General features: G+C 68.2%; 5 protein-coding genes and 1 pseudogene. 3 read left to right on the top strand and 3 right to left on the bottom strand.

Annotation, left to right across the window (positions count from 1 at the left end; all coding sequences use genetic code 11):
- Nucleotides 1-4 precede the first annotated feature (4 nt).
- Entirely contained in the window at nt 5-1,288 is a 1,284-nt protein-coding gene (locus tag PZE19_RS28555) for an ankyrin repeat domain-containing protein (protein WP_277864004.1), read from the top strand.
- A gap of 100 nt (nt 1,289-1,388) precedes the next feature.
- Here PZE19_RS28555 and PZE19_RS28550 read toward each other — a convergent pair.
- The 3 genes and pseudogenes from PZE19_RS28550 to PZE19_RS28540 all read right to left on the bottom strand — a co-directional run.
- A pseudogene (locus PZE19_RS28550) lies at nt 1,389-1,844 on the bottom strand (transposase); the annotation flags it as partial.
- Nucleotides 1,845-1,862: 18 nt separating this feature from the next.
- A complete protein-coding gene (locus PZE19_RS28545) occupies nt 1,863-2,021 on the bottom strand; it encodes a hypothetical protein (protein WP_277864003.1) in 159 nt (52 codons plus the stop codon).
- Nucleotides 2,022-2,074: 53 nt separating this feature from the next.
- Nucleotides 2,075-2,200 (bottom strand): hypothetical protein, encoded by a 126-nt coding sequence (locus PZE19_RS28540; protein ID WP_277864002.1) that lies wholly within the window; start codon nt 2,198-2,200, stop codon nt 2,075-2,077.
- A 187-nt stretch (nt 2,201-2,387) separates the two neighbouring features.
- Here PZE19_RS28540 and PZE19_RS28535 point away from each other — a divergent pair, with 187 nt between their 5' ends.
- Nucleotides 2,388-2,573 carry a hypothetical protein gene (locus PZE19_RS28535; protein ID WP_277864001.1) on the top strand — a complete coding sequence of 62 codons (186 nt, stop codon included), beginning with the start codon at nt 2,388-2,390 and terminating at the stop codon, nt 2,571-2,573.
- 408 nt (nt 2,574-2,981) lie between these two features.
- Nucleotides 2,982-12,248 (top strand): Ig-like domain repeat protein, encoded by a 9,267-nt coding sequence (locus PZE19_RS28530; RefSeq protein ID WP_277864000.1) that lies wholly within the window; start codon nt 2,982-2,984, stop codon nt 12,246-12,248.
- The last annotated feature ends 123 nt before the right edge of the window (nt 12,249-12,371 follow it).

Genomic DNA, 12,371 nt, shown 5'->3' with positions numbered 1-12,371 from the left:
GTCCATGGCCAAACGTCATCTGCCCGTCCGCCCGGACCTCGACCAGCTCCGACGCCAGGCGAAGGATCTGATGCGGCAGATCCGCCGCGGCGACGCCGCCGCCCTCGCGGACCTCGCCGAGCATCATCCCGAACGGGTCGATCCCGGCTCCGCCCGGCTCGCCGACTCGCAGCTCGCGCTGGCCCGGAGCTACGGCGTCCCGAGCTGGCCGCGCCTCGTCCTCGCCTGTCGGATCGTCGACGCCATCTGGCTCGACGACGAGGACGCGCTCAGGACGATGCTCCTGAAGCATCCGACGTCGATCCACGAGACGGCTCGCGGTACGGAGCGATGCAACTGGGGCCCGCCGCTGTCCTACGCGGCGAACCTCGGCAGGGACCGGATCATCGCGATGCTCCACGGGCTCGGGGCGACCGACCTCGACAAGGCGATCGGTCGAGCGACGCTCCAGGGCCGGATCGACACCGCCCGCAAGCTGTACGACCTGATGGGCCGCCCGCAGCCGCCCGAGGATTGCCTGGGAGGCCCGGCCTACACCCTGAGCGCGACCGGGACGGCCCTGATGTTCGAATTCGGCGCCCGCGTCCGCGACGCGGACGGCCGTCGCCTCGCGCCGGTCGACGTCGTGCTCGAGACCGACAGCCGCAAGCCCGCCGCCAAGCATCAGATCCTGGAGATGTACGTCCGGCACGGGCTCGAACTCCCGGACACTCCGACGATGGCGCTCCATCGCGGGCGGATCGACCTGCTCGAAGACCATCTCAGGCGCGACCCCCTCCTCATCGGACGGACCTTCTCGCACGAGGAGATCTACCCGCCGGAGCTGGGCTGCCACGACGAGGTCCTCGCGACTCACGGGACGCCGCTGGGCGGGGCGACGCTCCTGCACATGTGCGCCGACTACGGCGAGATCGAGATCGCCGCCTGGCTGCTCGACCGGGGGATGGACCCCGACGCGAAGGCCGAGGTCGACGCCGACGGCTTCGGCGGGCACACCGCGCTCTTCTCCGCCGTCGTGTCTCAGGTGAATTTCTGGCCGAACCATTCGGGGACGCCGCACGAGACGTCCCTCACCCGTCTGCTCCTCGACCGGGGCGCCGACCCGACCATCCGGGCCTCGCTCCGCAAGCGATTGCACCCCGGCTACGACGAGCCTGCGATGCACGTCTCCAGGGACGTCACCCCACTGTCCTGGGGCGAGCGGTTCCACTTCAAGAAGCTGGTCAGCGCGCCCGCAATGAAGCTGATCGCCGAGCGGATGGGACTCCCCGAGGCCGGCCGACGCTAACGCGGGTTCGACGCCCAATCCCGTACGACGCGAGCCATCTCGACGAACACGTCGTCCGCGCTCGTGCGGGACTTCTTGAGGATCTTGCAGGATTCCGCCACTACGGCAGTGATGGGTAGAGTCGATGGAGCTTGATGCGGGAGTCGGCGACGGCGAACCGCCAGCGGGTCTCGACCCGGCGTTCGTTCCGCTCCTCCTCCCGGGCGGCGGCCTCCCGCTTCAGCTCGTCCATCGACCCGATCCGGCGGTCGAGGCCCTGGCGGGAGAGGACCGACAGCTCGATCTCGGCGACGTTCAGCCACGAGCCGTGCTTCGGCGTGCGTCGGATCTCCAGCCTCTCGGCGATCCGCCGGGCCCGCTCGGGCGGGAACGCCTCGGAGAGGCTGGCGACCTTGTGCGTGCTGAGGTCGTCCATCACGAGCACGACCTTCCCGGCCTCGGAGTGGACGTCCTCGACGAGCCATCGGACGACCTCGGCGAAGCCCTTCGCCGTCCGCCGCACGGTCGCCTTGACGGCCCGCCAGCCCAGGAGCGGCTCCGTGGCCATGAACAAGTTCGCCGTCCCATCGCGGACCTACTCGTAGTCGGCCCGCTCGGGCCGACCCGGGGCCGCCGGGATCGGCGGAATCGTCTCGCCGATCAGCTGGCGGCTCGCCTCGTCGAGGCGGACCAGCGGCCGGGCCCCGTCGTAGAGCCGGTGGTAGACGTCCAGGACGTCCTCCATCGCCGCCACGAACTCGGCGTCCCCGCCCGGCGGGATGCACCGCTGCTTCTCCAGGTGGGGCTTCAGTTCGCTTTTTCCAAGCAGCGGCGGACCGTCTGGCCGCAGACCCCTGGGACGACCCGCAACTCGACGACCTCGTCGGCCGGCAGCTGCATCGTCCACGACTCGCGACCGCCCGGCGGCGTCACGACGTATCCCTCCACAGCAATCCGCCTTACGGCTTTGATCCGCTTCTAGGAGAGCCGATCCGACGACCGCCACCAAGTCGTCAGTGGGGGAGTACTAGGACCGACGAGGCATGCGAGGGGCATAGGGGCGGGTCAAGGACCTGTACGGAATCACAAGGGGCGTGCGCAATTCGTCGATTGCGTTCGGATGGTTCACCTGCGCCGCGAGTTTCAGGCGATGATCGACCGCGGCGACGTCGGTCCTCGATTCGTCGAATGGATCCTGACCGCCGTCGAGTCCCGCCGCCGCCAGCCCCGCGACATCCTTCTCGAGGCCGTCGAAGCCCACCGCTCAGGCCGAAAGCCACTCTCGCTCGTCTCCGCCGGGGCGTGAACGGCTACGAGCCGGGACAAGGGACCTCAGCGTCATCCACCCAGGCGAATTCAGGATGCGATTCTTCGTCGGTGCGCGCCGACGTTCGTTCTCATAATCGGAATCCACGTTCTAGGCTCTCGAAAGACATTTCGGCCTGGAGTTCCGTCAACAGGATCGTTGGGCGCCGTACGCGGATCTTCCTTCGTGTCCACCCCAGGACATGAACGTCCTCGTGCGCATTGAACCGTTCACCTACCCACCTCTCATCCGGGATGCGCACTCATGGATCGGTCATTCGGCTCAGCCTCATTGCGAGCTCAAAACTCACGCTCCAGATCGCTGAAGCGGCGGCCGCGGTCGAGGACGAGACCGACCCTTGAGTTCCTCGAAACCCGAATCGCGCCGACCGTCGACGTCTGGACCGGGTTGTCGAGCAACCTCTGGTCGGACCCCGGCAACTGGACGCTCGGCGCGCCCACCATGGGGCAGGACCTGGTCTTCCCCGCGAACGCGCCGAACAAGACCTCCATCTACGACAGCGGCCTGGGCGTCTCAAACTTCGGCGCCATCACGATCGAGGGGTCCGGGTACGACATCGGCGCGTCGTTCGCGGGCTCGTTGTCCCTGACGAACGGACTCTCGGCGACGTTCGGGTCGTCGATCTCAAACTTCGACATCGACTTCGACCCTGGTGACGGGACGGTCTCCATCGGGGCGGGTGGAACGCTCGAGCTTGGTGGCGAGATCATGGGGACGTCCGGCCTGGCGGTCTCCGGCGGGGGGACGATCCAGCTCGGCGGGATCTCGGCCAACACATACGCGGGCACGACGACCGTCGCGACCGCGACCACGCTCGTCCTGGATAAGTCGAGCGCGACGGCGGTGACCGGCTCCCTGGCGATCATCGGCGGGGGCACGGTCCGGCTCGCCCAGTCTGATCAGATCGCGGACGCCGCCATGGTGGCCCTCGGCTCCGGCGCGACGCTCGACCTGAACAACTTCGACGACGCCATCGGCGTCCTGGAACTCACCGGGGCGACCGTCGCGACGGGCATCGGCACGCTCACCCTCGGCGGCGACGTCACGTCCAACACGGATATCTTCACCTCCGCGATCTCGGGCAATCTGGACCTCGGCGGGGCGACCCGCGCCTTCACGGTCGCCAACAACGCCCAGCTCGACCCCGACCTCTCGATCACGGCGAACATCAGCGGGACCGGCGCGGGTCTCACCAAGTTGGGGGCGGACAGCCAGCTCAGGCTCTCGGGGAACAACACCTACGACGGCGTGACCACCATCGCCGCGGGCCTCATCGAGATCGCCAGCGACAACGCCCTGGGCGCGTCGTCGGCCGGCACGGTCGTCGACGGCGGGTTCTCGCTCGCCTTGCTGGGCGGGATCACGACGCCCGAGCCGATCACGCTCACCGGGGCGGGCCTCGGCGGCCTGGGGGCGGTCTTCAACGGGAACGGCGACAACACGATCTCCGGCGCGATCACGCTGGGGGCGGCCAGCACCATCGGCTCGCTGAGCGGCAACCTCACGTTCAGCGGCGCGATCAACGACGGAGCGAGCAGCTTCGCCCTCACCAAGGTCCAGTCGGGCACGGTGACCCTGGCCGGCGCGAACACCTACGACGGCGGCACGACGATCAGCGGCGGGGTCATCGCGATCAGCAACGGCTCGGCACTCGGCACCGGCTCGGTACTCATCTCTAACGGGGCCGAACTCGACCTCTCGAACGACATCACCCTGAGCCGGAACATCTCGTTCTCGGGGACGGGCGCGGGGGGCGGCGGCGCGCTGCGGAGCGTCTCGGGGAACAACGTCTACTCCGGCACCGCGACCCCCTTGGCCAATGACTCCCGGATCCAGGTGGACGCCGGCCAGCTCAATTTCAGTGGTGACCTGACCGGGGGGAACGGTATTGGTCTCGGCAAGTTCGGCGCGGGCGTTCTGCTCATCGCCGGCAGCCTCACCTCGGCCCCCATCTTCCACGCCGTCGAGGGCGATCTCCGGATCACCGGCTCGGACTCCAGCGTCGTCACGTCGTATGGCGGCACCATCAGCGGCACGGGCACGGTCGGCAGCCTGGACCACGCCGGTGGTTCGTCCGGCGCGGTCGATCCGGGCACGGGCGGCGGCACCACCGGCACGTTCACCACGTCCGGCGGATACCAGGTCGGCACCCACGGCACCACCCACATCGACATCGGCGGGACGACCGCGGGCTCGACCTACGACCAGATCGCCAATACCACCTCCGGCAGCGTCGACATCACCGGTTCGACCATCGACGTCTCGCTCGTCGGCGGCTTCGTCCCGGCGATCGGCGACGAATTCATCGTCATCGACAAGCAGAACAGCGGCGCCGTCACCGGCACGTTCCTCAACCTGGCGGAGGGCGATACGTTCCGGTCGGGCGTCGTGACCTACCAGGTCAGCTACGTCGGCGGGAACGGGAACGATGTGACCCTGGAAGTCGTCGGCGTCACCTACACCTGGACCGGCCTGGGCGGGGACGGCAACTGGAGCACCGACGCCAACTGGGACACGAACCTGGCGCCGAGCGGCGGCGAGGATCTCGTCTTCCCCTCCGGCGCGGCGCGGCGGAACAACAACAACGACCTCTCGGGCAAGACCTTCCGCTCGATCGAGATCGCCGGCGGCGGCTACGACATCGCCGGCAACGCGATCACGCTGACGGACGGCCTGTCGGCGACGTTCGTTTCGGACACCTCCGAGTTCCACCCCGGCATCGCCCTCACCGCGACCGAGACGATCGACGTCGTCGACGGCGGCGACCTCATCCTCTCCGGGGCGATCTCCGGCGCCGGTTTCGGCATCGTCAAGACCGGTGGGGGCACGCTCGAATACACGGGCTTCAGCGCGAACACCTACACCGGCGCGACCACCGTCAACGCCGGCACGCTGATCCTCAACCGGGCCAGCGGCCAAAACGCCATCGCCGGTAACCTGGTCGTCGGCGACAACGTCGGCGGCGGCGAGATGGTGCAGATCGGGAGCAACAACCAGATCGCGGACGTATCGGACGTCACTGTCAACGAAGGGGCGACGTTCGATGTCGGCACAACCACCGAGACCATCGACTCGCTGACACTGCAGGGGGCCTCGGTCACAATCGGCTCCGGGGGCATTCTGATCCCCTTCAGCCTCGCTACGACCGTCTCCACCAGCCATGCCCCTTCGACGATCCAGGGTCCGGGCACGCTCGACCTGAGAAATAACCCGTTCTTCGTGATGATCGTCGCTCGCGATTCCTTCAACAACGGCACCATCAACGCCGATGCCGAGATCAGCGCCACGATCCAGAACGGCGGCATCATCAAGAGCGGTTCGGGCACCCTGGCTCTCTCGGGCCCGAACACCTATGCCTCAGCCACCTCGGTGTCCGGGGGGGGCATCCAGGTCAAGAACAACTCCGCCCTCGGGACCACCGCAAGCGGAACGACCGTCGCCAGCGGTGCGTCGGTCTACTTCAACGGTTCGACCTTGAGCATCAGCGAGAGCTTCTCCATCGCCGGCACGGGGTTTATCAACTCAGGAGCCCTGACGGTGGTGTCGGGCTCGACCACCCTGGCGGGCGACGTGGGCCTGTCGGCTGACAGCCAGATTGGAGCCACCGACGGCTCGACCCTGACGATCAACGGCGTGATCGACGAAGACAGCTCGAGCTACGGCCTCAACGTCGTCAACGGCGCGAACGGCCGGACGGTCCTCAACGGCAGCAACCTGTTCGACGGCGACGTGGTCGCCAGCTCGGGCTTCGTGCGGGGGAACAACGACAACTCGTTCGGTGATCCGGCCTCGTCCTCGAACCTCATCGTCCAGTCCGGGGCGACGCTGGAGCTGGCCGGCGGGATCACGATCCCCTCGACCAAGACGCTCGCCATCTCCGGCGTGCCGGTCAGCAACTCCAGCAAGATCATGAGCGTCTCGGGCGACAACACCATCGCCGGGGACATCGGCATCACCGGCGGCAACAACGTGGCCTTCGACGTCGCCGGGGGCACGACGCTGACGGTCTCGGGCGTGATCAGCGGGTCGCGGGACTTCGACAAGAACAACACCGGCACCCTGATCCTCACGGGCACGAACACGAACACGGGGAGCGTGAGCGTCGGCGACGGCACGCTGATCGTCGACGGCTCGCTCGCCACCAGCAACTCGGTCTTCGTCGACGGCACGCTCGGCGGCTCGGGCACGCTACCCGCCGTGACGATCTCGAACATCGGCAGGCTTTCCCCCGGCAATTCGCCGGGCCTGCTGAACACCGGCAGCCTCGCCTTCCAGAGCAGCGGATCGACCTACAACGTCGAGCTCAACGGCACGACGGCCGGCACCCAGTACGACCAGACCGACGTGACCGCCACGGTGATCCTGGCCGGGGCGACGCTCTCTGTCTCTCTGGGCTACGCCCCAGCGATCGGCGACACGTACACGATCATCAACAACGACGGCACCGACGCGGTCGACGGCACCTTCAACGGCCTCGCGGAAGGGTCCACGATCACGGTCGGCCGCCAGTCGTTCGCCATCAGCTACGTCGGCTCGGACGGCAACGACGTGACGCTCACGGCCCTCCTGCGGACCGACGTCTGGACCGGGGCCCACTCCAGCAGCCTGAGCGACCCTTTGAACTGGGTGGGCGGCCTCGCCCCGCTGGCCGGCGACCGGCTCATCTTCCCCGCGAACGCGTCCTCCTTCACCATCGTCAACGACTTTGCGGCCGGCACGCGGTTCGACTCCTTCGTCTTCGCGTCTGGGTACACGGTCACCGGCAACGCGGCCACACTCGACGCCGGGATCTCGTCCACCTACGCGGCCGGCACCGTCACGTTCGGCCTCGACGTCACGCTGACGGCCACCGAGACGCTCGACGTCGCGGGCGGCGGCACGCTGGACATGTCGGGCGTGATCACCGTCAGCAACTTCGGCGGCGGCTTCGGCGTGACGAAGATCGGCGGCGGCACTCTGAAGTATTCGGGCTCGTCCGCCAACCTGTACAACGGCGTCACCACGGTGACCCAGGGCACGCTCTTGCTGGCGAAGTCGGACGACGTCATCTCCGCCAACGGCTCGGTGTACGTCGGCGACGTGTCGGGCGGCGCCACCCTGCGGGTGATGGGGGACAATCAGTTCTGGGTCGGGTCGACCGTGACCCTCGTCTTCGGATCGACTTTCGACGTCGGCGCCTATGTCGAGCACATCAGCCCCCTGAATCTCGAGGGGTCCACCGTCCAGATCGACGCCGGGGGCGTCCTGGCCACCTTCAACGGCGTCAACACCACGGTTTCGCCGGACCACGCGATGTCGACCATCCAGGGGCTCGGCGAGCTGCAGATCTGGAACGCGTCGAACAACTTCGATATCGCCGATGATCCCGACCTCGCCGTCGAGCTGCGCATCAGCACGGCCATCCAGGGTCTGAACCCGGGCAGTGGCTTCTCCAAGAGCGGCTCGGGCGTCCTGGCCCTGTCGGGTGACAGCACCTATGGGGGCGACACGACCATCACCGGCGGGGCGATCCAGGTCGAGAGCGGCGGCGCGCTGGGGACGACGGACGGCGACACGATCGTTTACGGCGGCGCGTCGGTGTTCTTCAGCGGACCGGCCCTGAGCACCGCCGAGAACTTCATCGTCGCCGGCGCCGGCCTCGGCAACGCGGGGGCCCTGGAGGTGCTGTCGGGCTCGGCGACGCTGACAGGCGACGTAATTCTGGCCGGCGACAGCCAGATCGGCGCTGCGGACGGCGCCACCCTGACGATCAACGGCGCCATCCAGCAGGCCGGCACGCGCAGCCTCACGCTGCTCCAGGGCGCCACCTCGGGCCGCACCGTGCTCGGCGGCGGCAACACCTACACCGGCGGCACGACGGTCGCCTCGGGCACGCTCGCCATCACCAACGCCTCGGCCCTCGGCTCAGGGACGGCGACCATCGGCGACGGCTCGAACACTTCCGGCCACCTGGAGATCGACCTCGCCGGCACGGGGATCGTCTCCAACACGTTCGTGTTCAACGCGCCCATCACCACCGGCCTTCAGGTCAACAGCGGGGCCGTCACGTTCAACGGCGGCACGACGCTGGGCAGGGACTTGGGCATCAACGTGGCCACGGGCGCCTCGCTCCAGTTCGCCGGCCCGATCAACGACGGCGGCCAGGCCAGGTCTCTGACCAAGGCCGGCCCGGGCACCCTGGAATTCTCCGGGGTCAACACCTACACCGGCACGACCTTCGTCGACGAGGGGTTGCTGCTACTCAATTGCGGGATCGCCTGCATCGCGGGCGACGTCACCGTCAGCGGGCCGGGCGCCGCCGCCACGGTCCGAGAACTCCGGCCGAACCAGATCGCCGACGGCTCCACGGTCAGGCTGGCCAACGCCGGCGCCACGCTCGACCTCAACGGCTTCGACGACACGATCGGCTCGCTGTCGCTCACCGGCAGCACCGTGACGACGGGCGTAGGCACGCTGACCATCGCCTCGGGCGGCGGCATCACCACCCTCGCGTCCTCCCAGACGGCGACCATCGGCGGCCACCTCGGCTTCGGCGGCGCGAACAACTTCTTCACCGTGGCACAGGGGACGACCCAGAGCGGGGTCGACTTCTCGGTCTCGGCGGTCGTCTCCGGCTGGATCAACATCATCAAGGACGGCGCGGGGACGATGGCCCTTTCGGGGGCCAACACCTACAGCGGCGGGACCAACATCAACCTGGGCGTCCTGGCCATCAGCGCCGACACCGGGGCCGGCACAGGCGTCGTGAACATCCTGGGGACGGGCACCCTCGACCTCTCCGGCGGGATCACCGTCGCCAACACCCTCAACGTCGATTCGAGCGGCACCGCGATCCGCAACTCGGGCGGGACCAACACCATCAGCGGGGCCCTCAACCTGGGGGTCGACGCGACGATCGACACGGCCGCGTCGAGCGTCCTGGCGATCTCCTCGACGGTGGACGATTCCGGCAACATCTGGAGCCTGACCAAGACGGGTGCGGGGACCCTCGGCCTCGACGGGGCGAACACCTACCTGGGCGGCACGACGGTCGCCGCCGGCATCCTCGCCATCAGCAACAGCGGATCCCTCGGCACCGGGAACGTGGTCAATAACGCCGAGATTGAGATCGTCAACAACCTCCTCCTCAACAACAACTTCACGATCAACTCCGCCGGGACCGCGTTCCTGATCGATGGCTTGACCACGATCCAGGGGACGATCACGCTGCTGAGCAACCTGGTGATCGACACGCCCGGCTTCGCCAACCTCTATCTGAACGGAGTCATCGGCGGCGGCTTCGGCGTCGCGAAGAACGGGAGCGGGACGCTCGGGCTTGGCCAGGCCAACACGTACAGCGGCGGGACGTCCATCAACGGCGGATACCTCCAGGTCTTCGACGGCCAGGCGACCGGGGCGACGGGCACGCTCGCGATCGACACCGGGGCCGTCTTCGTCCTCTCGACGGCGACGTACACGCTCCCGTCGGGCGGCCTCAGGCTGGCCGATTCGACGACGTTCCTCGTGCCCCTCTCGAACGTCCACACGCTCAATGGCGAGGTCGCTCTGGCCGGGGACACGACGTTCAGCATCGCCGCCGGCGGGGTGCTGACGGTCGACGGCCCCATCGGCGGCGCGTTCGGGCTGACGAAGACGAACGGAGGCGCCCTGATCCTCGGGGCCGCCAGCACCTACACCGGCCCGACGACGATCGCGGCCGGCGAGCTCATCGTGAACGGAGACCTGACTTCAAGCCCGACCATCGAGGTCCAGTCGGGGGCGGTCCTGAGCGGCAGCGGCCGTCTCGCCCAGGTTCAGGTCGACCCGGCGGGCGTATTCTCGCCCGGTAACAGTCCAGACACGATCACGATCGATTCCCTCGCCCTGTCGCCCGGGGCTAGCTTCGTCGAGGAGCTCTTCGGGAACTCCCCGGGCGACGGAGCGACCGGCTACGATCAGACCATCGTGACGGCCGGCCCCGTGGACCTCGACGACGCCACGCTGACCCTGAGCCTCGGCGGCGACTACGCTCCGGCGGCCGGCGACGTGTTGACGATCATCGACAATCGATCGAACGCTCCCATCAACGGCGTCTTCAACGGCCTCGCCGAGGGGAGCCTCGTCAACGTCGGCGGAACGAGTTTCCGGCTGACCTATTTCGGCGGCGATGGAAACGACGTCGTACTCGCCGCCGTCGTATCGACCGCCACGGCCCTCTCGATCAGCCCGATCCCCAGCGTTTTCGGCCAATGGGTGACCTTGAGGGCGACCGTGACAGCCGGAGCCGCCAACGGTGTGCTCCCGACGGGCTCGGTCACCTTCCTGGACGGATCCACGGTCCTGGGGACGAGCGCGGTCGATCCCTCGGGAGTAGCCGTTCTGGCCACGACGGGGCTCTCCGCGGGATACCACGGGATCACCGCCGGGTATAACCCCACGGGGAACTTCCTAAGCAGTGCCTCGACGGCGGCCTTGCTGGGGGTCAACCAGGCCACGACGAGCCTGTCATTCTCCGACGTCCCGTCCTCGACGGTCTTCGGCCAGTCGGTCACTCTCACGGCCATCGTCGGCGTGAACTCCCCGGGCACCGGAACTCCCACGGGATCCGTCTGGTTCCTGGAGGGGCAGACCGTTCTGGGGGTGGCGGCCCTGACCTCGGTCTCGGGTCAGCCGACGGCCGTCTTCACGACCTCCGCCCTCTCGGTCGGCACGCACGCCATCACGGCCCAGTACGCCGGCAACCAGTCGTTCGCCGCCTCCTCGACCGGGTCGGTCAGCCGACTGGTCGTGAAGGCGGGCGACTCGACGACCCTGACCGGCGGCGGGACCACGGGATTCGGCCAGCCGGCGACGTTCATCGCCGTCGTCTCCGCCACCGCTCCCGGAGCCGGTACGCCGACCGGATGGGTGACGTTCCTCGACGGCTCGACGCCGATCGGGACCGCGGGATTGAACGGCGGGACGGCGACCTTCACGACGTCGAGCCTGGCCTCCGGCAGCCACGCGATCACGGCGACCTACACCTCCGGCGACGCGAACTTCAACGCCGGGACGCCTTCCTCCTCGGTCACTCAGGTGGTCGATCCCGCGGCTTCCGCCGTGGTGCTCACCTCGTCGGCCCCGACTTCCACTTACGGGCAGCCCGTGACCCTCTCGGCGTTCGTCGCCGCGGCCTATCCGAACGCCGGCCCCGCGACCGGTCTCGTGACCTTCCGTGCCGACGGCGTCCTGCTCGGATCCGCGGCGGTCGAGGGTGGATCGGCTACGCTCACCCTCAACAATCTCGATCCGGGGGTTCGCCAGATCACGGCCGCGTACTCCGGCGACGGATCTCTCGAGGCGAGCCAGGCCGCGATCACGCAGCGAGTCTCGCCGGCCCCGACGACCGCCGCCGTCTCGGTCCAGACGGTCGGGAACTGGTGGCATCGGTCATCGAGGATCGTCGTCAAGGTCGACGCTCGACCACCGGGAGCCATTCCTCCCTCCGGCACGGCCCAGATCTTCGTGAACGGGCGTCTCTACCGAAGCGTCAGGATCGTGAACGGATCATCCACGACGTCCATCCCCAACTCGTACCGATTCAAGGCGTTCGGCGTCGTATTCCAGTCCAATCCTCACTTCGCCGCCAGTTGGACGCGCGGGGTCGGGCCCATCGCTCGCCCTTGGCTCGCCTGACGCCGATTGGGAGCATCCCCCCCCGACGGCGGCCTGGAGAGTCGAACCGACTTCTCATCACCACCGACCGAGGACGGCGTCGTGGCCATCCTAGCCGACGAGACCATTCGCCGCTCGGACGCG

This window comes from Paludisphaera mucosa, from assembly GCF_029589435.1.
In the GTDB taxonomy this organism is placed as follows: Bacteria; Planctomycetota; Planctomycetia; order Isosphaerales; family Isosphaeraceae; genus Paludisphaera; species Paludisphaera mucosa.
The sequence above is the reverse complement of the archived record's forward strand: the minus strand, read 5'-3'. Positions and strand labels throughout refer to the sequence as shown.